The 23,571-nt window shown below is 71.9% G+C and carries 21 protein-coding genes and 1 riboswitch; of the genes, 12 read left to right on the top strand and 9 right to left on the bottom strand.

Translation table 11 applies throughout. The features are described from left to right. Positions 1-71: 71 nt before the first annotated feature. The 3 genes from O3438_RS19970 to eccB form a co-directional block, all read right to left on the bottom strand. Entirely contained in the window at positions 72-1,352 is a 1,281-nt protein-coding gene (locus O3438_RS19970; protein WP_269681372.1) for a WXG100 family type VII secretion target, read from the bottom strand. Next, positions 1,345-1,713 carry a hypothetical protein gene (locus tag O3438_RS19965; protein WP_269681371.1) on the bottom strand — a complete coding sequence of 123 codons (369 nt, stop codon included), beginning with the start codon at positions 1,711-1,713 and terminating at the stop codon, positions 1,345-1,347. Before O3438_RS19965 ends, O3438_RS19970 begins: the two co-directional genes overlap by 8 nt. Positions 1,714-1,818: 105 nt before the next feature. Next, positions 1,819-3,234 (bottom strand): type VII secretion protein EccB, encoded by a 1,416-nt coding sequence (eccB, locus tag O3438_RS19960; protein WP_269681370.1) that lies wholly within the window; start codon positions 3,232-3,234, stop codon positions 1,819-1,821. A 160-nt stretch (positions 3,235-3,394) separates the two neighbouring features. On the opposite strand from eccB, the gene O3438_RS19955 reads away from it, so the two are divergent. Beyond that, positions 3,395-4,576 (top strand): type VII secretion protein EccE, encoded by a 1,182-nt coding sequence (locus O3438_RS19955; RefSeq protein ID WP_269681369.1) that lies wholly within the window; start codon positions 3,395-3,397, stop codon positions 4,574-4,576. Positions 4,577-4,597: 21 nt separating this feature from the next. Here the strand turns inward: O3438_RS19955 and eccD are convergent, their stop codons facing one another. After that, positions 4,598-5,995 carry a type VII secretion integral membrane protein EccD gene (gene eccD, locus O3438_RS19950; protein ID WP_269681368.1) on the bottom strand — a complete coding sequence of 466 codons (1,398 nt, stop codon included), beginning with the start codon at positions 5,993-5,995 and terminating at the stop codon, positions 4,598-4,600. 166 nt (positions 5,996-6,161) lie between these two features. Here eccD and eccCa point away from each other — a divergent pair, with 166 nt between their 5' ends. From eccCa to O3438_RS19935, 3 genes are all read left to right on the top strand, one after another. Further along, complete coding sequence (eccCa, locus tag O3438_RS19945; RefSeq protein WP_269681367.1) at positions 6,162-10,127, top strand: type VII secretion protein EccCa; 3,966 nt, start codon at positions 6,162-6,164, stop codon at positions 10,125-10,127. 206 nt (positions 10,128-10,333) lie between these two features. Beyond that, the gene (locus tag O3438_RS19940) at positions 10,334-10,642 is read left to right on the top strand and encodes a WXG100 family type VII secretion target (RefSeq protein ID WP_088986628.1); all 309 of its coding nucleotides are present in this window, start codon (positions 10,334-10,336) and stop codon (positions 10,640-10,642) included. 25 nt (positions 10,643-10,667) lie between these two features. Beyond that, positions 10,668-10,946, top strand: coding sequence for a WXG100 family type VII secretion target (locus O3438_RS19935; protein ID WP_203174913.1), 279 nt, complete (start codon positions 10,668-10,670; stop codon positions 10,944-10,946). A gap of 87 nt (positions 10,947-11,033) precedes the next feature. Here the strand turns inward: O3438_RS19935 and mycP are convergent, their stop codons facing one another. Next, positions 11,034-12,197, bottom strand: coding sequence for a type VII secretion-associated serine protease mycosin (gene mycP, locus O3438_RS19930; RefSeq protein WP_269681366.1), 1,164 nt, complete (start codon positions 12,195-12,197; stop codon positions 11,034-11,036). A 119-nt stretch (positions 12,198-12,316) separates the two neighbouring features. Then, complete coding sequence (locus O3438_RS19925; protein WP_269681365.1) at positions 12,317-12,640, bottom strand: helix-turn-helix transcriptional regulator; 324 nt, start codon at positions 12,638-12,640, stop codon at positions 12,317-12,319. Between the two features lie 196 nt (positions 12,641-12,836). Here O3438_RS19925 and O3438_RS19920 point away from each other — a divergent pair, with 196 nt between their 5' ends. Continuing rightward, positions 12,837-13,550, top strand: coding sequence for a carbonic anhydrase (locus tag O3438_RS19920; RefSeq protein ID WP_269681364.1), 714 nt, complete (start codon positions 12,837-12,839; stop codon positions 13,548-13,550). Positions 13,551-13,637: 87 nt separating this feature from the next. Here the strand turns inward: O3438_RS19920 and O3438_RS19915 are convergent, their stop codons facing one another. Then, positions 13,638-14,657 carry a coiled-coil domain-containing protein gene (locus tag O3438_RS19915; protein WP_269681363.1) on the bottom strand — a complete coding sequence of 340 codons (1,020 nt, stop codon included), beginning with the start codon at positions 14,655-14,657 and terminating at the stop codon, positions 13,638-13,640. 4 nt (positions 14,658-14,661) lie between these two features. Then, positions 14,662-14,792: riboswitch (cyclic di-AMP (ydaO/yuaA leader) on the bottom strand. A gap of 166 nt (positions 14,793-14,958) precedes the next feature. Next, positions 14,959-16,329: a YibE/F family protein gene (locus O3438_RS19910; protein ID WP_269681362.1), complete on the bottom strand. Its 1,371-nt coding sequence runs from the start codon at positions 16,327-16,329 to the stop codon at positions 14,959-14,961. A gap of 311 nt (positions 16,330-16,640) precedes the next feature. Here O3438_RS19910 and O3438_RS19905 point away from each other — a divergent pair, with 311 nt between their 5' ends. Then, entirely contained in the window at positions 16,641-18,710 is a 2,070-nt protein-coding gene (locus O3438_RS19905; protein ID WP_269681361.1) for a copper-translocating P-type ATPase, read from the top strand. A gap of 5 nt (positions 18,711-18,715) precedes the next feature. Here the strand turns inward: O3438_RS19905 and O3438_RS19900 are convergent, their stop codons facing one another. Then, a complete protein-coding gene (locus O3438_RS19900; RefSeq protein WP_088986622.1) occupies positions 18,716-19,012 on the bottom strand; it encodes a metal-sensitive transcriptional regulator in 297 nt (98 codons plus the stop codon). Between the two features lie 89 nt (positions 19,013-19,101). Here O3438_RS19900 and O3438_RS19895 point away from each other — a divergent pair, with 89 nt between their 5' ends. The 6 genes from O3438_RS19895 (at position 19,102) to O3438_RS19870 (ending at position 23,564) form a co-directional block, all read left to right on the top strand. Next, the gene (locus O3438_RS19895; RefSeq protein WP_269681360.1) at positions 19,102-19,311 is read left to right on the top strand and encodes a heavy-metal-associated domain-containing protein; all 210 of its coding nucleotides are present in this window, start codon (positions 19,102-19,104) and stop codon (positions 19,309-19,311) included. A gap of 13 nt (positions 19,312-19,324) precedes the next feature. Then, positions 19,325-20,269, top strand: coding sequence for a hypothetical protein (locus O3438_RS19890; protein ID WP_269681359.1), 945 nt, complete (start codon positions 19,325-19,327; stop codon positions 20,267-20,269). A gap of 12 nt (positions 20,270-20,281) precedes the next feature. Next, complete coding sequence (locus O3438_RS19885; RefSeq protein WP_269681358.1) at positions 20,282-22,537, top strand: heavy metal translocating P-type ATPase; 2,256 nt, start codon at positions 20,282-20,284, stop codon at positions 22,535-22,537. Between the two features lie 74 nt (positions 22,538-22,611). Further along, entirely contained in the window at positions 22,612-22,785 is a 174-nt protein-coding gene (locus O3438_RS19880; RefSeq protein ID WP_088986618.1) for a CsbD family protein, read from the top strand. Between the two features lie 165 nt (positions 22,786-22,950). Further along, a complete protein-coding gene (locus tag O3438_RS19875; RefSeq protein ID WP_269681357.1) occupies positions 22,951-23,298 on the top strand; it encodes an ArsR/SmtB family transcription factor in 348 nt (115 codons plus the stop codon). Further along, positions 23,295-23,564, top strand: a complete 270-nt coding sequence (locus O3438_RS19870) for a hypothetical protein (RefSeq protein WP_269681356.1) — start codon at positions 23,295-23,297, stop codon at positions 23,562-23,564. Before O3438_RS19875 ends, O3438_RS19870 begins: the two co-directional genes overlap by 4 nt. Positions 23,565-23,571: the final 7 nt, after the last annotated feature.

Below are 23,571 nucleotides of genomic sequence, written 5' to 3'. Positions count from 1 at the left end.
TCCGTTCGGGGGCACAGCCGTCGTTCGTCGCCTGCCTGCGGGGGCAACGGCGCCCTGCGGCGGGGCCGTGGTCAGTGGCCGCTGCCGAGCACCGGCGGCGCGGCCTCGCCACCGTCGCGCCACACCATCTCGTCCTCGGTCAACCAGGTCAGCCGCTCGTCGGAGTCGTCGTCCTGAGGTCGGCCCCGCCCGCCGAGCACACCGGAGTTGCCTCCGCCCGGCCGGCTGCTGCCGCCGGCCGTGGCCCGGCCGCCACGCTGGCCGTCGATGCTGCGCCCGATCCCGCTGGCGGCGCGGCTCTCAGCCGGGGTGGCCCCACCGGCCGGCCGAACCGACGTGGTCGGCGTGCTGCCCGAACCGGCGAGCGTCGCCGTGCGGAGAACTCCGCTGGCCGGCGCGCCGCCCTGCCCGCCGAAGAGCAGGCCGGGCCCGGAACCGGCGGCGAGGGTCGCAGTGCTCGGCCCGGACAGCCCAACCAGCCCGGCAGCGCCACCGGCGACCAGCGCCCCACCGACGAGTGGGTCAGCCCCGGCCAGCGTGGTGCTCCGCGAATCGGAGTCGCTGCCGGCGCCGATCGGACCGCCGGCGACGGCCGGCGCGCCACCGGTGCCCGTGCCGTGCTGGCCAGGGACCGAGGCGTCGCCGACGCCCGGCGGCTCGGCGGCCCGGTCGGGCCTCGCGATGGTCGCGTCGCCGGTGCGCGCGCTGACGTCGGTGCTGCCGGGCCCGGCGTGCGCCTTGGCGACCGTCGGAACAGCCGACGGGGACGTCGGATCCTTGCGGGCGGCGTCCGGGGTGTCCGGATGTGGCAGGCGCGCCTCGACGACCCGGTCGTAGGCGGAGATCTCGTAACTGCCGGCCAGCTCGGCCACCAGGTTCACCATCCGCTGGTGGGCCTTCTCCTGCTCTTCCTTGTCCTGCTGGTGGCCCGCGATGCCCATGACCAGAGCACCCGGCAGACCGAAGGTGGCGGCACCCTTCACCGCACCGGAGATCGCCTTGTCGTTGTCGTCGGTCTCCTCCGGGCTCTCGGCCTGCTTGCGAGCCGTCCGCAGATGGTCGGCCATCATGGTCAGCCCCTGCTTGATGCCGGCCATTCCGTCGCCTAGGGCGTCGGAGTGGGCGACGATCAGGCTGAGCCGCCGGTTGAACTCCCGACCCGCTGAACCCGTCCAGGTGTTGCTCAGCTTCTCCAGGTCGCCGTTCAACTCGCGGCCGAGACCGTCCAGGATTCCCTTGAGCTCGGCCCACTGGGCGGCCACACCCTCGATCTGCTCGGGCTGACCGGCCATGACGCCGTCGTAGAGCTGCTGGTGGGTGTTGCCCTGGTAGCGCTGGGTGTAGTCAGACACGCCCGTCCTCCTTCGGCTCGAACGCCCGATCGACACCGTTCAGCGCCGCTGTGACATCGGTGGCGTTGGCCGCGTTACGCGCCTCGGCGGTGCGGTAGTTGGTCAGGATCGTGCTGGTCGCCTGCTGTGCCGCCAGCACCGCCTGCCGGACTCGCTCGGCCTGGTCGACATAGGACTGGTGGACCTCGCTGTAGCGGCGCGCCTGGTCGGTCGCGTCCAGGAACGTGCCGAGCGCAGGCGGGCGGCACTGCATCTCGGTGTTGAGCTTGCGCAGCACCGACTCCACCTGGCTCAGCCGCGAAGCCAGGTTTTGGTGGAAGTCCTCAAGGGACAATAGGTCGACTTCCGTACGCCCGGTCATGGCAACATCCCCGTCGTTCTGGTTGACAACCGACAGCGACATCCAGGTTAGTCCACGGCTACGACGCGGGGCGACCCGTCATCGCTGCTCAGCCATCCGTCCCGGTCACTGCCCCTCGGGTGAGAAGACCGACATCGCGGCGTCGCGGCTCAGGGTGGGCCCGGTCGGGATCAGCGAGAGCAGCGAGCCCGGCACCGCCAGCGGGGTGACCCCGCCGTAGCCGAGCACCCCCAGCGTCGCCGCCGAACCGAGCGGGTACCGGATGCCCTGCGGGCTGATCAGGTAGATCGTCGACCCGGCAGCGCCGGAACCGCTGGTCCCGGCGCCGGGTGAGGCCTGCGCGATGACGCCCTTGCCGCCGGGCAGCAGCACCGCCTCGGTGGTCCGTACGGCGTCCCGCCTGGTCTGCGGCACCGGCACCGGGCCCGGATCGGCGTCGGTCAGCTCGGCCGGTGCCCGTTCGAAGACCTCCAGGGTGGTGGTCGGCGGCCCGCCCGTGCTGCTCGCCCGGTACGTCGCGCACAACGCTGTCTGACCCGAGCTGGTCGGGTAGAAGCTGGGCATCGTCTTCGGCAGCCCCTCCTCCTCGACCCGCTGCTCGACGAACAACTCGCCAGCCTGGTTCGGCGTGATGTCGGTGATCCGACCGCCGCCGCCGACCATCAACAGGGCGGTGATCTCACTGATCGAGGCGAGCCCTTCCCGGGTGAGCACGTAGAACCGCCCGGCGGCGCTGAACACCTGGCCTACGGTGGCCGGTCGGTCGGCCACCATCCGCGTGCTGGACTCGCCCTCGCCGGGCAGTGTCGGCTTGCGCAGCGGCGGCCCGGCCGGAACGGCGTTGAGCAGTTGCTGCCCGACCCGGAGCGGCGCGGCGTCGGCCATCTTCAGCGCCGTGATCGTCTGGTCCCCGCCGAGCACCTGAAGTCGGACGTTGTTGGTCACCAGGTAGCGCTGGTCGTCCACGACGACGAGCGCCGCCCGGTCGCCCAGCGGGACGCCGCCGGGCAGCGCCCGGTCGATCACGACCCGGGTGCGGGAGCGCTGCGGGTCGACCGGATCGGGCACGTCGCAGACCGACCAGGGCAGACCGGTCAGCGACTTGCGGTCCGGCAGTGCGTCCGGCGCGCCGACGATGCCGAGGGTGAGCCCCCGTGGGCGGTCCCGCAGGGAGGCCTGGGACATCGTCCGCACCGTCGCGTCCGGCTGGTCGAGGATCAGGCGCGCCGAGGCGTAGTTGAGCGTCGGGTGGAGCTGTCCCTCCAGGAACACGTACGTCGCGCCGGTCTCCCGTTCGATGACCAGGGTCTGGTCCTCCAGCGGCGCGGTGTTCCCGGTGAGCTGACCGTAGGCGCCGACCCCGCCGAGCACGACGGCCGCGGTGATGACACTGCCGAAGACAGCCATGCCGAGCCTTCGCATCGGCAGGTTGGTGGTCTCCGGGTCGCCCGACAGCAACGCGGAGACGATCCGGCGGGTGACGAAGCGGTACGCCTGCACCTGATCGCGGCGGGTCCGCATGACTTACCTCCGGCAGGGTGGATCCGCGACGATCAGGTCGGGGCGCCGTCGCGGGCTTCCCTACGATAAGGGGCCGACCGGGGTTCCTTGGGACCACCGTTCGTGGCCGACGTCGGACCGACCCGGCGCAGAGCCGTACGTGCAGGAGGGACAGTCAGCGATGACGCAGGTTCAGGCACGACCCGCCCGAGCGGCCACGGACCCGTCCACGACCCGCTCGACGCCGCCGAGCGACCGATCCGGTGGGGGGCGAATCGGCCCGGTACTGGTCGGGCAGCTCGTCGTGCTGGAGTTGTGCGTGCTGGGCGTCTGGGCGGCGTCGGCCGGTCCCGGTTGGCTGCTCGCCGCTGCGGGTGGCGTGGGGGCGCTCGTCCTCCTGGCCACCTTCGCCCGACGGGGAGGCCGCTGGTGGTTCGAGGACCTGCTGTTGCGTCGGCGGCTGCGGAGCCGTGCTGAGCGCGCGTCGGCCGCGGTGGCAGGTGGCACGGCGACGGACCCACGGTTGGTCACTCTCGCCCCCGAGCTGAGCATCATCGAATTGACCGATCGGGGCACCCGGCTCGGCATCGGGCAGGACGCCCAGGGGTGGTTCGCGGCGGTCGCTCTGCAGTCCGTCAGCGGCGCCACGGTCGGATCGGTGCACGCGTCCACGATGGACCAGGTGCTGCGCGTACTGGCCGACTTCAGCGCCCCGGTGTCCCGGGCCCAGGTCGTCGCACACACCCTGGTCTGGTACCCGGCGCCCGGCGCACCGCCGGCCGCGCACCGGACGGTGTGGGTGGCGTTGCGCCTCACCGTCCGCGACGCGCGGGTCGAGGCGGTGAGCCGGGGCGGCGGGCTGCCCGGCGTGCACCGGACCCTGGCTGCCGGCATCGGTCGTCTCGGCAAGGCGCTGACCGGTGCGGGCCTGGCCCACCGGCCGCTGGGCCGGGAGGAGCTGCGCGCCGCCATCGTCTCGGCGGCCGGCCTGGACCTGGGGCCGGAAGCGCCGACGGAGACCTGGCGTGGGCTGCACGGCGGTGGATGGACCCACCGGTGCATGGCGCTGCGAGGGCGAACGGATGCGCCCCTCGGCCCGCTCGTCGACGCGATCACGGCGACCTCGGCGCCGTCGCACACGGTGGCGGCGACGGTGTCGATGGACGGTCGCGTAGCAGCACCGCTGCTCCGGATCGCCGCGATGGACGGTCACGTCGAGGCGCTGCTGAAGGTGGTCCGTGACGTAGCGCACCGCACCGGCGTGTCCACCCGACCGGTGGACGGGCAGCACGGGCCGGGCATCTACGCCAGCGCGCCGGTCGCGTCGGCGTTGGGAGCCTCCTCCCGTTCGCGACAGCAGTGACCGGCAGGGTGGCGGTGGGGGTCAGGGCCGGAGGTTGACGATCCAGCCGTAGAGCCCGCACACCCAGAAGGCGAGCGGGACCAGCGCGATGATCAGCAGGATCTCGGCGATGTCGAGAAGTCGGCCCCAGACCGGCGAGATGCGTTTGCCGGCAACGGTCAGGCCGTAGATCAGGCTGATCACGGCGGCCATCACCAGACCGCCGAGGACCAGACCGAGCTTGACCGGCAGTGACCCGTCGGTGAAGGTGGCCGCGGCGGCCAGGCCCAGCCCCACGGTCCCGGCGAGCAGCACCGGGGTGCGCTGGGAGCGGCCCAGGAGCGGTCGGGCCCGCAGCAGCGACAACAGCGCCAGCACCAGGCACAGCAGAACCGCCGACAACCGGCCGTCGAGAGCCAGCACTACCTGCGCACCCAGCACCAGGAGCGCGAACGTCCACAACAGACCGGTCAGGAACTGGTCGGCCCGCTCACTCCGCTGGAGCACCTGCCGGCCGTCCACCGACTCGGTGTCGGTCTTCAGATCCTCCGGACCGGTCGGGATCGACGGCACCGGCAGTCGCGCCAACCGGTAGGCGGTCATCGGCAGCGCCGGCACCACGGCGAACGCCACAGCGGCCACCACCGCGGCGGAGGCCGACGCGTCGAGGTCGAAGACCAGGCAGAGCAGCGCGCCGAGGCCGGTCGCGGCCCCCACCCCGATCGCGGCGAAGAAGAGCGGGTACCGGTCACCGACAGCCAACACGGCGACAGCACCGGCGACCACCGCGGCGGTCGCCGCCACCAGCACGTGTGGGCTGGCCAACTCGGTCAGCGGCCGGTCACCGGCGAGCAGCAGCAGACCGCCTGTGGCGGCGTGCGTCAGGCCGACGATGGCCAGCACCGCACCGGTCTGACTGTCGCCGGCGGCCCTGGACAGCACCGCCGCGCCGACCAGCAACGCCACCGCGACCAGCAGGGCGGCCAACGCGCCGGGCAGGTGTGGTGGGCCGGCGAACAGCGCGGCGAGTGCACCGGCGCCGAACGCCGCCGCCGCGAAGACCACGGCGAAGGACCGGGTCGCACCGGCCTGCCAGGCTCCGGGACGTTGGTTGGTGGCGGTCGCCACCGCATCCACCACATCGTCGAAGACGATCTCCGGCGCGGCGGCGGACCGGGGGTTGAAGTAGAGCACCTCACCGTCGCGGATGCTGAGCTGCGTGGCCGTGCGCCCGCCGTCCAGCGGCGCACCGCCCAACCGGGACAGAGCCCAGCCGCCGTGCCGCGCGCCCTCGTCGGCGAGGTCCTCGCCCGCGTAACGCAGCAGGGTGGGGAGCAGGTCCGCGATCGGCACGTCCGACGGCAGCGCCAGATCCATCCGGGTACGCGGAGCCACGATGGTGATCCGGCTCAGCCCACCGGTCGCCGTCTTCGTCGCCACAGTGGCCTCCAGGTGTGCGTCTGCGATCGGCTGGCCGCGATGCTGCGGTCCGGGTCCACCGCGCCCACGGCAGATTACCTACGATGGCGGGCACGTACGATGCCCACCCGCGGGCTCCGGTCCGCGGCGGCACGTCATCAGGGCCGCTTCTGGGGAGGAGACAGCCGTGAGCACGGTGGTGTTCCGCCGGCTCCCGCGTCAGCCGGGACCGGCCCTACCTCGCGGTGAGGTGCTGCTGGAGTCGCCGCCCGAGCTGCCCGAGCCGACACCTCGCGGCATGGGGCAACTGCTCATGATCCTGCCGATGTTCTGCGGGGTCGGTGCGATGGCCTTCCTCTACGCCGGCAAGGGCGGCGGCATGATGACGTACGTCGCCGGCGGGCTCTTCGGCGTCTCGATGCTCGGCATGGCCATCGGTTCGCTGGCCAACAGCGGCGGCAAGGACAAGGCCGAGTTGAACGCGGACCGCCGCGACTACATGCGCTACCTGGCGCAGATGCGTAAGCGCACCCGGCGCGCGGCCGAGCAGCAGCGGGCCGCGATGGCCTGGCGGCACCCGGAGCCCGACGCGCTCTGGTCGATCGCCGCGTCCCGTCGGCTCTGGGAGCGACGGATCACCGAAGACGACTTCGGCGAGACCCGGATCGCCCTCGGCCCGCAACGACTGGCGGTCGAGATCGTCCCGCCGGAGACGAAGCCGGTCGAGGACCTGGAGCCGATGAGCGCCATCGCGCTCCGGCGCTTCGTCCGCGCACACTCCACAGTGCCCGAACTGCCGACCGCCCTCTCGGTGCGCGCGTTCAGCCGGGTGGTGCTGCGTGGCGACCGTGAGCCGGTGCTCAACCTGACCCGTGCCGCGCTCGGTCAACTGGCCACCTTCCACGCACCGGACGACCTGGTGATCGCCGTGGTCGCCGCGCCGGACCGGCAGCCGTCCTGGGGCTGGGTGAAGTGGTTGCCACACGCCCACCACAGCGCCCGTACGGACGCGGCCGGAGCGCGCCGACTGGTCTTCGCCAGCCTGGCCGAGGCCGAGGCCGCGCTCGCCGGTGAGCTGGCCGCACGACCCCGCTTCGCACCCGAGGCGAAGCCGCTGACCACCGCCGCGCACCTGGTCGTGGTCATCGACGGTGGCGAGGTCTCGCCGACCTGTCAGCTGGTGGGGCCGGGGTTGCTCGGCACGACCGTTATCGACCTGTCCGGCACGGTTCCGCGCGACGCCGGTCGCTGGCTGCTCTGCCTCGACGTGGCCGACGGCAGCTCGCTCGACCTGGTGCGCGGCAGTTCGTCGTCGCCGTTGGGTCGACCCGACCAGCTCAGCGCCGAGGCCGCCGAAGGGCTGGCCCGACAGATCGCCCCCTACCGGCTGTCCCAGCAGCAGACCAGCAACGAGGAGCCGCTGGCCCGCAGCATGGAGCTACCGGACCTGCTCGGTGTGGGTGACGCCGCGACGGTGGACGTCCAGAACACCTGGCGTCCGCGTGGGCACCGGGACCGCCTGCGCATCCCGCTCGGTGTCGGCCCGGACGGCAACGTGGTCGAACTGGACTTCAAGGAGTCGGCGCACGAGGGCATGGGCCCGCACGGCCTGGTGATCGGTGCCACCGGGTCCGGCAAGAGCGAGCTGCTCCGTACGGTGGTGGCCGCGTTGGCGGTGACCCACTCGTCGGAGGAGCTGAACTTCGTCCTGGTGGACTTCAAGGGCGGCGCGACGTTCGCCTCGTTGGAGGCGCTGCCGCACACCAGCGCCGTGATCACCAACCTGGCCGACGAGCTGCCGCTGGTCGACCGGATGCGCGACGCGCTCGCCGGCGAGATGGTGCGCCGGCAGGAGTTGCTGCGGGCAGCCGGCAACTACGTCTCGCGCTTCGAGTACGAGAAGGCCCGCGCCGCCGGCGAGCCGCTGGCCCCGATGCCCAGCCTGCTGATCATCTGCGACGAGTTCAGCGAACTGCTCGCGGCCAAGCCCGACTTCATCGACCTGTTCGTGATGATCGGCCGGCTGGGCCGGTCGCTCGGCGTGCACCTGCTGCTGGCCAGCCAGCGACTCGAAGAGGGCAAGCTGCGTGGTCTGGACACGCACCTGTCCTACCGGATCGGTCTGCGTACCTTCTCCGCGGTGGAGAGCCGGATCGTGCTCGGCGTGCCGGACGCGTACGAGCTGCCGAACGCGCCCGGTCACGGCTACCTGAAGACCGACACCAGCACGATGCTGCGGTTCCGGGCCGCGTACGTGTCGGGGGCGTACCGGGCGCCGGGGCAGCAGGCGAGCGCCTCGCAGGCGTTGGTGCAGCGGCGGATCGTGCCGTACGGCCTCGACTTCGTTCCGGCCCAGCTCCCGCAGATGCCGGTGGCCGCCGCCCCCGAGCCGGAGCAACCGGCCGACGGCAAGGCAGTGGCGATGCTCGACGTGCTGATCGACCAGCTCAAGGGCCGGGGCCGCCCGGCCCACCAGGTGTGGCTGCCGCCGCTGGCCGATCCGCCGGGTCTGGGCGAGCTGCTCGGCGCGCTGGCCGTCGACCCGACCTACGGGTTGTGCACCGCGTCCTGGCCCGGGCGGGGCAGGTTGACAGTGCCGGTCGGTGTGGTGGACCGCCCGTACGAGCAGCGCCGTGACCCGATGATGGTCGAGCTGGCCGGTGCCGGCGGCAACGTGGTCATCGTCGGCCGTTCGTTGAGCGGTAAGAGCACCATGCTGCGGACGCTGCTCGCCTCGCTGGCTCTCACGCACACCCCGCGTGAGGTGCAGTTCTTCTGCCTGGACTTCGGCGGAGGCGCGCTGCGCAGTCTGGAGCAGCTTCCGCACCTGGCGGGGGTGGCCGGTCGACGCGACGTCGAGGCGGTACGCCGGACGGTGGCCGAGGTGGTGGCCGTCCTGGACGACCGGGAGACGCGGTTCGCCCAGCACGGCATCGACTCGGTGGCCAGCTACCGCCGTCGCCGGGCCGCCGGCGAGTTCGTCGACGATCCCTTCGGCGACGTGTTCCTGGTGGTCGACGGTTGGAACACGCTGCGCCAGGAGTACGAGGAGCTGGAGCAGACCATCACCACGCTGGCCAACCGTGGCCTCGGCTTCGGCGTACACGTGGTGCTCACGGCCGTGCGGTGGGCGGAGATCCGCATCAACATGCGGGATCTGCTCGGCACCAAGTTGGAGCTGCGGCTGGGTGACGCGTCCGAGTCGGAGATCGACCGCCGGGCGGCGACGAACGTGCCGGAGAAGTCGCCCGGTCGCGGCCTGACCCGGGACAAGCTGCACTTCCTCACGGCGATCTCGCGGATCGACGGTCGCCGGGACATCGACGACCTCAGTGAGGCGTCGGTGTCCCTGGCCGGGCACGTGGCGGCGAACTGGCCGGGCCGCCCGGCGCCGAAGGTGCGGCTGCTGCCCCGCCGGCTGCCGGTGGGCGAGTTGGCCCGGATCATCGACCGGTCGGCGCCCGGTCTGCCGATCGGTGTCAACGAGTCGGCGCTGGCACCGGTCTACCTGGATCTGGTCAACGAGCCGCACCTGACGGTCTTCGGCGACGCGGAGTGCGGCAAGACCAACCTGCTGCGACTGATCGCCCGGGGCATCACCGAGCGGTACACGCCCGCGCAGGCCCGCCTGGTGATCGCCGACTACCGGCGTGGTCTGCTCGGTGCGGTGGAGGGCGATCACCTGTTGGACTACGCGCCGTCCAACCAGGCGTTCGCGCAGGGGCTCGCCTCGATCCGGAGCGCGTTGTCCAACCGGCTGCCCGGGCCGGACGTGACCACCGCCCAACTGCGCGACCGCAGCTGGTGGAAGGGTCCGGACCTCTACATCCTGGTCGACGACTACGACCTGGTCGCCTCCGGTGGCAGCAATCCGCTCAGCGCCCTCCAGGAGTTGCTGCCCCAGGCACGTGACATCGGCCTGCACCTGATCATCACGCGGCGGGTCGGCGGGGTGTCCCGTGCGCTCTACGAGCCGGTGCTGCAACGGTTGCGTGAGTTGGACTCCCCGGGCCTGCTGATGTCCGGCAGCCGGGAGGAGGGTGCGGTCTTCGGGACGCTGCGGCCGAGTCCACAGCCACCGGGTCGAGGCACCCTGGTCCGCCGGCGGGACGGCCAGCAGCTGATCCAGACCGCGTGGGCCGAGCCGGCGTGACCGACGCCTGTCGTTCGGTGGGACGTGCCGGGCCGGCTTGGTCCGATCCACCACCATCCATCGGGCTTCGGTGGTCAGGGCTGCGAGGGCTGGTCGGGTTCCGCTACGGTCTTCACTGGAGTGTCCGTCGGTGGGGTGTTGCTGCCTTGCCGCGGGGGAGGGGTGCGGCGAAGCCGCCACCACAAGATGACGGAGGGGTGTGAAGCATGGCGTTCGAGGTCGAAGCAGCGACTCTGCATACCGCCGCGAGTGACGTGCGGTCCACGCGCAGCGAGGTTGACGGCGAGCTGAAGAAGCTGTGGAACGTGGTCGACGACCTGGCGATGGCGTGGAAGGGCCAGGCGTCCACGGGCTTCCAGTCGCTGATGACGCGCTGGAACGAGGACACCGTCAAGCTGCTGACGGCGATGGACAACATCGCCGACCTGCTCGACAAGTCGGGTACGACGCACCAGGTCAACGACGAAGAGCAGCAGCAGATGCTGGACAAGTTCCACTCTGCTCTCAACCCGTGATCCGCAGGCAGCAGAGGAGGAAATCGTGACGATCAAAGTTGACTACGCTGTCCTCGAGAGCAGCAACCAGCAGATGCAGGCCATCTCGAAGACCATCGACGAGAAGCTCGACACGCTGCGGTCGATGCTGTCCAAGCTGCACTGGGACGGCGAGGACCGGGTTGCCTACGAGCAGCACCAGGCCAAGTGGGACACGGCGGTCCGGGACATCAACCGGATCCTGAACGAGATCGGCGGCGCTGTCGGCATCGCCCGCGAGAACTACGTCTCCACCGAGATGAGCAACTCGAAGGTGTGGGGCTGAGAAGCCCGTTGGTGCGGCTCCGGTCCGGTCGATCCGGGCCGGAGCCGCATTGTTTCTGCCCCGGCGAGGTGCTGCCGACCCGGCGGATCAGCCGGCGGTTGGCGCGTCGGTGCGTCGGCCCGGGCGCCAACCTCGTTCGCGGCCCCGGCTGACGATCGGTCGCCCGATCAGCAGCAGCGCGGCGATCAGCCCGCCGACCAGCGCCGTCCAGATCGCGGCGGTGCGTTGCCAGCCCAACGGGTCGTCCGTTGCCATCGGCGCGGGGATCGCGCTGGCGGGTGGGTTCGTCCGGGTGCCCAGGATGCTCGACACCGCCCGGTACGGGTTGACCATGCCGTAACCGATGTCGGCGTTGTGACCTTCCGGCGGGTTGTCGGCGGTGCGTTCCAGTCGTTCGGCGATCTGTTCCGGGGTGAGGTCGGGGTAGGCGGCCCGGACCAGCGCGGCGGCACCCGAGACGTACGCGGCGGCGTAGCTGGTGCCGCCGTTCGGTTCGGCGCGGTAGCCGGCCCCCCGCGGCGCCGGCCCGATGATGTTCAGCCCCGGCGCGGCGATGTCGACGTAGTCACCGCTGATCGAGGTGCCGACGTGACCGCCCTCCTCGTTGACCCCGCCGACGGCCAGCACCCCGGGGTACGCGGCCGGATAACCAGGCCTGCTCTGCTGCCCCTCCTGCTGGTTGCCGGCGGCGGCGACGAGCACCACCCGCTTGGCCAGCGCACGGTCGACGGCGGCGGTGAGTTCCGGACCGGGGATGGTCGTCAGCGACAGGTTGATCACGTCGGCGCCCTGGTCGACCGCCCAGTCGATCGCGGCGGCGATCTGCCCGGGAAGCTGCGGGTCGTCGGTGTCCTTGAGGTCCGGCAGGACCCGGATGGGGAGGATGCGGGCGGCCGGGGCGATGCCGCTGAACGGGACGCCGGTGCCTTCCCGGCCGGCGATGATGCCGGCGATCATCGTCCCGTGCCCGACGAGGTCGCACTGCCCCTTGTTGGCCGGCAGGTCGTTGAAGTCGCGACCGTCGAGCACCTGGCCGCTGAGCAGCGGGTGGGTCGCGGAGACCCCGGAGTCGATCACCGCCACCGTCACTCCCGCGCCGCGGGACAGTGGCCACGCCGATGCTGGTTCCAGACGGCGTAACGCCCACGGCATCTGTGCCAGGCCCTCCTCGCCCTCGGGACCGCAGGTGGGGGGTGCGGCGCTGGCCGGGGAGGGTGCCACCAGGCCGGTGCCGAGCAGTAGCGCCAGCATTCCACTGAGGACAGCGCGGGTGGCATGGCGGGACGAGGGGGTCGCGCTCGACGGCGGGCATTCGCGCACCCGCAGAGATTACCGCTGTGCCCGGTCGGGCATCGGCCCGGCGACGACGGTCAGGCCTGGGGGTCGACGTCCGCGGTGGGCGTCTCGGCGAACAGTGCGAGCAGCGCGCCGACCTGACGGTCGGCTTCGGCGGGGTGCCGGAACCGGCCGGCCGGGTTGAGGGTGTATTCGTTGCGCCTGCCGACGCGGGTGCGGTGCAGGTATCCGTCCGCCTCCAGGTCGGCGACGATGGCCTGCGCGGCGCGTTCGGTCACCCCGACCTCGGCGGCGACGTCCCGCAGTCGGGCGGTGGGGTCGCGGGCGATGGCCAGCAGAACGTGACCGTGGTTGGTGAGGAATGTCCAGTTTCGCCCGCTGCCGGACGTGTTCGTCATCGTGTGACCGCCTCTGCGGATGCCCGCCCTCGGTGCGTCGCCCGCGGGTCGATTCCGGGTCAACGTATGAAATCTATATCACGCATCCCTTGACGCGTTTTTCGGTGCGTGTGACCGTTGACCCCGAGCCGCCGCCCGCCGCCGGCCCACCTGAAGCCGTTTGACCAGGTCAGATGCATCGAGACGAGGTGCGGGGATGAGTCATTCCGGAACTACCGGTGGGCAGCCGGGGCCACAGCGGACCACCGACCGGGCAGCCGCGCCGAGCGCGCCGGCTCTGGCCTACACCGAGTTGATCGCCGGCAACAGGCGCTTCGTCGACGGCGCTCCGCGCCACCCCAACCAGGACGCCGGCCGCCGGGCCGCCGTGGCCGACGGGCAGCACCCGTTCGCGGTGATCGTCGGTTGCTCCGACTCCCGCCTGGCCGCCGAGATCATCTTCGACCGCGGACTGGGTGACCTGTTCGTGGTCCGGACCGCCGGCCACACCGCCGGCCCAGAGGTGCTCGGCAGCGTGGAGTACGCGGTGACAGTGCTCGGCACCCCGCTCGTGGTGGTGCTCGGTCACGACTCGTGCGGCGCGGTGCAGGCGGCCCGGGAGGCCGCCGCGACCGGCGCCCGACCGCCGGGGCACCTGCCCGCGGTGGTCGACGCCGTGCTGCCCAGCCTGCGCCGGGCCGAGGCCGCGGGTGTGCAGGACATCAACGGCATCGTCGACATCCACATCGCACAGACCGTCGAGACGTTGCTCGGGCAGTCGCCCGTGTTGGCCGGCGAGGTGGCGCAGGGGCGGTGCGCGGTGGTGGGTGTGTCGTACCGGCTCGCCGCTGGAGAGGTGCGCCCGGTGGCCGCCGTACCGGCCGGCCTCACGACTCTCGACGCCGACCCGGCCGCGCCCGCAGCGGCCTGACCTGACGAGGGCCGCGCCTTTCGCGGCCGGACGCGACGAGGGCCGCTCCGCGCGACGCGGAACGGCCCTCGACGAATGTCCTGCGGGTCAGAGCAGCGACATGTGGACGTGGTCGGTGTGGTTCGACGGCCCGCTGTACGAACTCCAGCCGGTCGCCGGGAACCAGATCTGCCGGTTCCAGATGACGTAGTAGATGCCCAGTCGGTCGGCGTTGCGGATGAGGAAGGCGGCGACGTTGTTGCCGTACTTCCGGGTGTCGTCGTTGTGCCACGGGGCGAAGCCGCTCTTCTGCAGCGACCAGTCGCAGGCGCGGCCCTTCGGGTGCTCCCACGGCCCGCCGGAGCGGTAGCAGCCGACGAACCGGTTGAAGCCGGCCGCCTTGACCTCCTTGTACGCGTGCAGCGTGCGGGGGGTGACGCAACCCGACGTGGTCGGGTCCTTCTCGCTGCACGACTGCGGCTTCCAGTCACCGTCGGCGGTGCGACCCGGGCCGATCTTGGCGACCTTCGAGGTGGCGTCGACCAGGCCGCCGGTGAAGCCCTTCCCGCCGACGAGGGAGAGCGCCTTGTCGGCCTCGCTCTTCCGCTTCGCCATCACGGCGGTCTGCTTCTGCTGCTCGCGGACCTCCGCGTCGAGAAGTAGCTTGGCCTGCTCGGCGCGGGCCTTCACCGTGTTGACCTCGGCGAGCTTCTTCTCGTTGACCATGTTCATCTCGTCGAGCAGCGAGGCGCGCTGGACGAACGCGTCCGGGGCCTTGCTCTCCAACAGCATCGCGAGCGCGCCGATGCGGCCGGTCCGGTACGACTGGGCGGCGATCTGCCCGACCTGGGGGGCCAGCGCGTCCAGGTCGGCCCGGGCCCGATCGACCTCCTGCGCCAATTCGCTCTGCCGCTTCTTGGATTTGTCCAGTTGGGACTTCGCGGCGGAGTAGTCGCGGTTGGCCTGCTCGATGACGTCGGTGAGCAGCTTCGGCTCGCCGTCCTCCTCGTGCCCGGACGGGGTGGGGTTCGTCGGGGCGGCGTGGGCCGGGAGGGGCCCGGCGAGCACGGTGAGTGCGGCGATCACGGCCACCACGGGTGTCAACCAGCGGCGTAGGGGTGCCGTCACAATGTTCCCTTCCCTCGACCGCCGACCGGGTTAGCTGACGGGTTCGGGGCGGAAGTGGCCCCTACCGCTGACGCGGATTCACCCCACGTACCTGGGTCCCCGGCTCGCCGGTTGGCGATTGGGCGGTGGCACCGCAGACGCCGCTTCGCGCCTTCATCGGTGACCGGCAGCGAGGTTACCCGAGAGTCGACCGGGTGAGCTACGCCTGGATGCCGACCAAAAGCGTCATTTCGCCATAGCGTTGAGTGACCAGTGACGCGGTTCTCAGGGTGGAGGCCCGATCTGGTCACGCTGAGGAGTGTCACCATGTCGTATCCGTGCTCCTGTTCGGCTCCGGCCACCGGTCGGCGGCGGTAGATGGGGGTGGAGTCCGCGTCGGGTCCGACTCCTCGGGGTGACCCGTTCGCGGTGAGACAAGTGCGGCCAGCGCCTCCGCCCGGTCCGTCTGCGGTCGTGGGGCGGGAGCGTCGGCGGCCGACGTGGTGTCCGTGCGACCGGCGGCGGTCACCACCGCGGCCAGTCCGGTGGTCAGCGGCACGGCGGCGATCAGGCCGAGGGTGGCTACCGCGCTGCGCACGATCTCCTGGGCGAGGAACTCGCTGGTGAGGATCTGCCCGATCGGCCGCGCGTCGGCGGTGAGCAGGAGCAACAGCGGCAGCGACGCGCCCGCGTACGCCAGCACGATGGTGTTGACAGTGGACGCGATGTGCGCCCGACCGACCCGGGTTGCCGCACGGTACAGCTGCAACCGGGTAAGGCCGGGGTTGGCGTGCGCAAGCTCGGTGACGGTGGCCGCCTGGGTGACCGTCACGTCGTCGAGCACCCCGAGCGATCCGATGATGATTCCGGCGAGCAGCAGGCCGTGCAGGTCCACGTCGCCCTGGAACATCGACAGGGTGGTGGCTTCCTCGCTGCCGAAGCCGGTGAGGTGGGTCGCGGCCGTGGCGATGGTGGCGAGCACGCCGGTCAGCACCAGGCTGCCCAGGGTGCCGAGCACCGCTACCGACGTCTGTGCGGTGACCCCGTGTGTCAGGTAGAGCACCACGAACATGATCAGGGCGGCGCCGACCACCGCCACCAGCAGGGGTGACTTGCCCGCGCCGATGCCCGGCAGCACGAAGGTGAGCAGGATGGCGAAGCTGGCGGCCAGGCCGGCGAGCGCGGCGAGACCCCGCCACCGACCGAACGCGACGATCGCGGCGGCGAAGACGACAGCCAACCACAGCATCGGGGTGCCCCGCTGGTGCTCGGCGACGTTCCAGTTGCTGATGGTGGGGTCGGTGGGGTCGGTCAGTTCGACCAGGATGACCTCGTCGCCGACCTCCACCCGGGGTGCGCCCGGCCCGTCGGGCACCGGCGTCTCGACCCGCTGGCCGGCCGACGGCCCGTCGTCCACGCGGACGTCGACGGTGCCACAGCGCCCGTCGCCGATGCTCGGTGTGCCCTCGGGGCTCGACGGCGACGGCGGGCACGGCTCCATCACCACCCGGGTCACGGTGCCGCTGTAGCGCGGCACGTCCGCCCCGCCGTCGGATTGCGGTGACCCGCCGCGTGGCCAGAGGAGCACGGCCGCGATCACGGTGGCGACGAAGAGGGGCACCACGGTCATGACGAGGATCCGTCGCACCCGGGGCGGGGCGGACGGAGCGGGACGGGCGTGGTCGGAACCCAAGGTGAGACTCCCAACGATCCGGTGCGGGGTACGTGTCAGTGGGCCGGTCGGTTCACCGTCACTGCGGAAACGTGGTGGGGGAACGCGGGGGTTCGCCGGCTGACGACCGTTCGGTCACGGACGGTCAGGGTCGGACCGGACCGGCCGGCCGCGACACCACCGCGCGGCGGCGCGGGTGCCCGTTCGTGCCTCGGTCTACCGGGGGTCATCGTGGGGAATGCTAACCAGCACGGTCGGGGGACGCAGGTCGTGACGGAGTGTCGGTGGTGGAACCGCCCGCGTGGCGGTCCCTGGACGGGCATCGTGGAGACATGTCCGCGTCGTCAGCGCCCGACCCCGGCCAGCACGTCCCGGTCGGGCCACCCCATCACGGAGGGCACGACAAGCACGGCGGGCACGACAAGCACGCCGGGCACGATCCCGAGATGTTCCGCCGGCGCTTCTGGGTCTGTCTGGCTCTCACCGTTCCGGTGGTCCTGACCAGCCACCTGGTGTGGGATCAGTGGGGCCTGGGCGGGGACGTACCCGGCCGCTCCTGGGTGGGCCCGGTGCTCGGCTCGGTGGTGTTCTGGTGGGGCGGCTGGCCGTTCCTCGTGGGTGCGGTGCGGGAGGTGCGGGACCGCGCGCCCGGAATGATGCTGCTGGTCGCGATGGCGATCACCGTCGCGTACGCGGCGTCCCTGGCGACCAGTGTGGGCGCCTTCGACCTGGACTTCTGGTGGGAGTTGGCCGCGCTGGTCACCATCATGCTGCTCGGCCACTGGCAGGAGATGAAGGCCATCGGGCAGGCCCGGGGAGCGCTCGCGGCGCTGGCCGCGCTGCTGCCGGACGAGACCGAGCGCGTCGCGGCGGACGGACAGGTCGAGGCGGTGGCGGTGTCCGACCTGCGGGTCGGTGACGTGGTGCTGGTCCGTCCGGGCGGTCGGGTGCCGGCGGACGGCCGCGTCGTCGAAAGTGACGCCGAGCTGGACGAGTCGATGATCACCGGTGAGTCACGGCCGGTCGCCCGGTCCGTGGGTGACCGGGTGGTGGCCGGCACGGTGGCCACCGACTCGGCGATCCGGGTACGCGTCGAGGCGCTGGGTGAGCAGACCGCGCTCGCCGGCATCCAGCGAATGGTCGCGCAGGCCCAGGGTTCCGGCGGGCGGGCCCAACTGCTGGCCGACCGGTTCGCCGCCGCGCTGTTCTACGTCGCCACCGGCACGGCCGTGCTGACCGTGCTGGTCTGGGCGGCGCTCGGTCGACCCGACGAGGCGGTGGTCCGCGCGGTCACCGTCCTGGTGATCGCCTGCCCGCACGCGCTCGGTCTCGCCATTCCCCTCGTCGTCGCGCTCTCCACCGCGTTGGCCGCGCGGTCCGGGATCCTGGTCAAGGACCGGTTGGCGTTGGAGCGGATGCGGACCGTGGGCGCGGTGCTCTTCGACAAGACCGGCACGCTGACCCGGGGCGAACACGCGGTGACCGACGTGGCGACGGTGCTGGGCACGGAACGGGACGAGGCGCTGCGGATCGCGGCGGGCGTCGAGTCGGACAGCGAGCATCCGCTGGCCCGCGCGATCGTGGCGGCGGCCGGGCCCGCCGGCCCGCTCCCGGCCGCCGGGTTCCGGTCGCTGCCGGGCCGCGGTGTGCGGGCGACAATCGACGGTACGGAGTACGCGGTGGGCGGTGCGGCGCTGCTGCGGGAACTGGGTGTGTCGCTCCCGTCGGAGCTGGAGGTGGCGACCGACCGGTGGTCGGCGCGGGGCGCCGCGGTGCTGCACCTGGTGCGGCTGCCGGAGGCCGTGCTCGGCGCGTTCGCGCTGACCGACGAGGTGCGCCCGGAGGCCCGGCGGGCCGTCGACGAACTGCGCGCCGAGGGTGTCCGGACCATCGCCATGATCACTGGTGACGCCCGCCCGGTGGCGGAGGCGGTCGCTGCCGAACTCGGCTTCCGGCCCGGCGTCGACGAGGTCTTCGCGGAGGTGCTGCCGGCGGAGAAGGACGAGCGGGTGGCGGACCTGCAACGGCGGGGGTTGACGGTGGCGATGGTCGGCGACGGGGTCAACGACGCGCCGGCGTTGGCCCGGGCGGACGTCGGCATCGCGATCGGCGCGGGCACCGACGTGGCGATCGAGTCCGCCGGGGTGGTGCTGGCGTCGTCGGACCCGCGTGGGGTGGGCGCCGTGGTCCGGCTGTCCCGGGCGTCGTACCGCACGATGCGTCAGAACCTGGCCTGGGCGGCGGGCTACAACGTGGTGGCTCTGCCGCTCGCGGCGGGGGTGCTGGCGTGGGCGGGTGTGGCGTTGAGCCCGGCGGTGGCCGCGGTGCTGATGTCCGCGTCCACCATCGTGGTGGCGCTCAACGCGCAGTTGCTCCGTCGGGTCCGTCTCGACACTGACTGAGGGTGTCAGCCGCGCTTCATCAGCCGGCCGACCGCCGCCATCATCTCGGTGGCCATCTCGTCGGCCCGGCCCTCGGCCGCCCCTTCGTGCATGCAGTGCCGGGCGTGCCCGTCGAGCAGCCCGAGCGCCACCTTGTCGAGGGCGGCCTGGATCGCCGATATCTGGGTGAGCACGTCGATGCAGTAACGGTCGTCGTCGACCATCTTCTCGATGCCCCGGACCTGCCCCTCGACCCGGCGGAGTCGCGCGAGCAGTTGGTCCTTGCTGGCGGTGTACCCCCGGATCGGGGCGGGTGTGGTCATGCCGGCAAGGATAGCGTACCCCCGGGGGGTATGGTACCGTCGCTCCCGGTGGGGATACCCCCACCCCGTACCGGTAAGGAGACGTTCTGATGGTCAACACGACGTACCAGGTGCAGGGCATGACCTGTGGGCACTGCGTCAGCGCGGTCACCGCCGAGGTCGGCGGCATCGCGGGCGTGCACGAGGTCCAGGTCGACCTCGCCACCGGCCGGGTCACCGTCGACAGCGACCAGCCGTTGGACACCGAAGTCGTCCGGGCCGCCGTCGACGAGGCCGGCTACAACCTCGTTGACGCGTGATCGGAGGGCCGCCATGCGCACCGTGACGAAGTTGGGCGTGTTCGCCGTCGGACTGGCGGCGGTCTTCGGCACGACGTACGGGATCGGTCGGGTGGTCGACAGCACCCCGGCGGCCGAGAGTCGACACGACGACGGCGCGGCTCCCGCGACCGGCGGGGGCGGGACCACCGATCGCCTCCCCGGCGGCCTGCTCGTCTCCGACAACGGCTACACCCTCGAAACTGTCGACGCGCCGGCCGACGAGTTCGCCTTCCGGATCGTCGGGCCGGACGGACGCCCGGTGACCCGCTACGACGTGGCGCACGACAAGCAAATGCACCTGATCGTCGTCCGGCGGGACCTCTCCGGCTTCCGGCACGTGCACCCCGAGTTGGCCCCGGACGGCACCTGGCGGGTCGACACCCCGCTGGCCGGCGCCGGGCAGTGGCGGGCCTTCGCCGACTTCGCCCCGACCGGGGCGGAGCCCCTGACCCTCGGTGTGGACGTGACAGTCCCCGGCGAGCTGACCGAGCGACCACTGCCGGCACCCTCGACCAGCACCACCGTCGACGGTTACACGGTGACCCTGACCGGCGCGCCGCAGCCCGGCCGCACGTCGGAACTGACCCTGACCGTGAGCCGGGACGGTCAGCCGGTCACCGACCTGGAGCCCTACCTGGGCGCGTACGGGCACCTGGTGGCGCTACGCCGAGGTGATCTGGCCTACCTGCACGTGCACCCGGACGGGACACCGGGGAACGGGCGGACCCGACCCGGCCCGGCGGTCACCTTCCTCGCCGAGGTGCCGTCGGCCGGCAGCTACCGGCTCTACCTCGACTTCCGGCACGGTGGGGCGGTGCACACCGCCGAGTTCACAGTCGTCACCGACGGCACCTCGACCGGGGTCGTTCCCAGCCCGAGCGGACCCGCGCCGACCGAGGGCGCCGACCACGGCACCCCCGGGCACGGGCACAACTGACGGGACCAGACGATGACCACCACCAGCAGCAGACCGCTACCCGAGGCACCCAACCGGATCGAGTTGGCGATCGGCGGGATGACCTGCGCCGCCTGCGCCGCCCGGATCGAGAAGAAGCTCAACCGGATGGACGGTGTGAGCGCCACAGTCAACTACGCCACCGAGAAGGCGACGGTCCGGTACGTCGATGGCGTCACGCCGGACGACCTCATCGAGACGGTGCAGAAGACCGGCTACACGGCCGCGCTGCCCAGCCCGCCGACGCAAGAGCAGGCGGTGGACCCGTTGAAGGGTCCGCGTACCCGACTCTGGGTCTCGGTGGCGCTGAGCGTGCCGGTGGTGCTGCTGGCCATGGTCCCGGCCTGGCAGTTCGACTACTGGCAGTGGCTGTCACTGACCCTGGCCGCCCCGGTGGTGGTCTGGGGTGGCCTGCCGTTCCACCGGGCCGCGTGGACCAACCTGCGGCACGGCGCGGCGACGATGGACACCCTGGTGTCGCTCGGCACCCTCGCTGCGTTCGGCTGGTCGCTCTGGGCGCTGTTCCTCGGTGACGCCGGCCTGCCCGGGATGACGCACCCGTTCCGTTTCGACATCACCCGCACCGACGGCGCCGGCAACATCTACCTGGAGGCGGCCGCCGGGGTGACGGTGTTCATCCTGGCCGGGCGCTACTTCGAAGCCCGGTCCAAGCGCACCGCCGGCGCGGCCCTGCGTGCCCTGCTCGAACTCGGCGCCCGCGAGGTGGCGGTGCTGCGCGACGGGGTGGAGACCCTGATCCCGGTGGACCAGCTCGCCGTCGGCGATCGGTTCGTGGTCCGTCCCGGGGAGAAGATCGCCACCGACGGGGTGGTCGACGAGGGCACCTCCGCCGTCGACGCCAGCATGCTCACCGGTGAGTCGGTGCCGGTCGAGGTCGGCCCCGGGGACGCCGTTGTCGGTGCCACCATCAACGCGGGCGGGCGGCTGGTCGTCACCGCGACCCGGGTCGGTGCGGACACCCAGCTCGCCCGGATGGCCGACCTGGTCGAGCAGGCGCAGAGCGGCAAGGCGGCCGTGCAGCGGTTGGCGGACCGGATCTCCGGTGTCTTCGTGCCGATCGTCATCACGCTCTCCGTCGGCACCCTCGGCTGGTGGCTTGGCACCGGAGCCGGGACGACCGCCGCGTTCACCGCAGCCGTGGCCGTGCTGATCATCGCCTGTCCCTGTGCGCTCGGCCTGGCCACCCCGACGGCGTTGCTGGTCGGCACCGGTCGGGGCGCCCAACTCGGTGTCCTGATCAAGGGGCCGGAGGTGCTGGAGTCGACCCGCCGGGTGGACACGGTGGTGCTGGACAAGACCGGCACCGTCACGACCGGCCGGATGACGGTGACGGACGTGGTGCCCGCGAGCGGGGAGGACCGGGCCGAGCTGCTCCGGCTCGCCGGCGCGGTGGAGGCCGCCTCCGAGCACCCGATCGCCCGGGCGATCGCCGCGGGTGCCGCCGAGGCCGGCGCGCTGCCCCCGGTGACCGGTTTCCGCAACCTCGAAGGGTTGGGCGTGACCGGCACCGTGGACGGGCGGGTCGTGCTGGTCGGCCGGGCCCGCCTGCTGCGTGAGCGGCAGATCGACGTGCCGCCGGAGGTCGAGTGGGCCGTCAGCGAGGCGGAGGCCGCGGGCCGTACGGCGATCGTGGCCGGCTGGGACGGACAGGCCCGGGGTGTGCTCGCGGTCGCCGACGCGGTCCGACCGACCAGTCGGGCGGCGGTTGCCCGGCTGCGCGCGCTGGGGCTCACACCGGTCCTGCTGACCGGGGACAACACCACGGTGGCCCGGGCGGTCGCGGCCGAGGTGGGCATCGACGAGGTGATCGCCGAGGTGTTGCCGGCTGGCAAGGTCGACGTGGTGAAGCGGCTCCAGGCCGAGGGGCGGTCGGTGGCGATGGTCGGTGACGGGGTCAACGACGCCCCGGCGCTGGCCCAGGCCGATCTCGGGTTGGCCATGGGCACCGGCACCGACGTGGCGATCGAGGCGTCCGACCTCACTCTCGTCCGGGGCGACCTGGACGCCGCCGTGGACGCCATCCGGTTGTCCCGACGCACGCTCGGCATCATCCGCGGGAACCTGTTCTGGGCCTTCGGCTACAACGTGGCGGCCCTGCCGCTGGCCGCCGCCGGACTGCTCAACCCGATGATCGCCGGCGCGACCATGGCGCTGTCCTCGGTCTTCGTGGTGGCCAACAGTCTGCGACTGCGTCGGTTCCGGTCGGCCACCGTCGATCGCGGACTGTGACGGCGGTAATGGTTGGACCGGTGACGGCGGGGGTATTGCTGATGTCGTAGCGACGCTTGCGATGGAGGTTGGCAATGGGTTTCGACGACAAGATCAACAACGCCACCGAGGACGCGGCCGGCAAGCTGAAGGAAGGCGCCGGTCGGGCCACCGACAACGAGCAGCTCGAGGCCGAGGGTCGCGCTGACCAGTCGACGGCCAAGCTCAAGCAGGCCGGCGAGAAGATCAAGGACGCCTTCAAGAGCTGACGTACGACGTACCCGCGACGCCGGGCCGGTGATCTCACCGGCCCGGCGTCGCTGTGTGTCCGGGTGTTCTCCGCCCGCCCCTGAGATCCCCCTGATTCCGCCGTCGCTCCCCACCGCCACGCGCCCGTACCTGCTAGCTTCTTTTTGCATGTGCGAGGGCTTGTTGTGAGCAGCGCTCCACCGCCGACCGGCGACGACCTGGTCCGGGTGCTGGCCGCCCTGGCCAACCCGCATCGGCTGCGGATCGTCGCCGCGCTGTCCCGCGAGCGCGCGTACGTCAGCGGGCTGGCCCGGCAGCTGGGCATCAGCCGAGCGTTGTTGCAGGTCCACCTACGAAAGCTGGCGGCGGCCGGACTGGTCACCGCTCGCCTGGAGTTGTCGGAGGACGGGAAGGCCATGAACTACTACGAGGTGGAGCCGTTCGTGCTCACACTCACCCCCCGGGTCGTCGCGGCAGCTGCGGAGACGCTGACCGTGCCCGACTCGGCCGAGCAGCCGGGAGCGCAGCGATGAGCGAGCACGACTGGACCGAGGTGGTCGGCGCGATCGGCATCTTCGCCCTGATCATCAGCGTGTTCACGGTGACCGTCGTGCAGTTCTCGAAGACCCGGCGGGCCCGGTACGAGGCCGCCCGCGCGGACGACTACCGCCAACTCGCCGAGCAGGCCGCTTGGGCCCAGGCGGAGAACGCCCGACTGCTCGCGGCGATGGAGGGGCGGCTGGGCGGGATGGAGACCCGGATGACCACCGTCGAACGAGTCCTGACCGAGGTCGACTGACCCGGCC

The organism is Micromonospora sp. WMMC250, assembly GCF_027460215.1.
In the GTDB taxonomy this organism is placed as follows: Bacteria; Actinomycetota; Actinomycetes; order Mycobacteriales; family Micromonosporaceae; genus Micromonospora; species Micromonospora taraxaci.
Note: the sequence above shows the minus strand (reverse complement) of the source record. Positions and strands in the feature narration are given on the sequence as shown.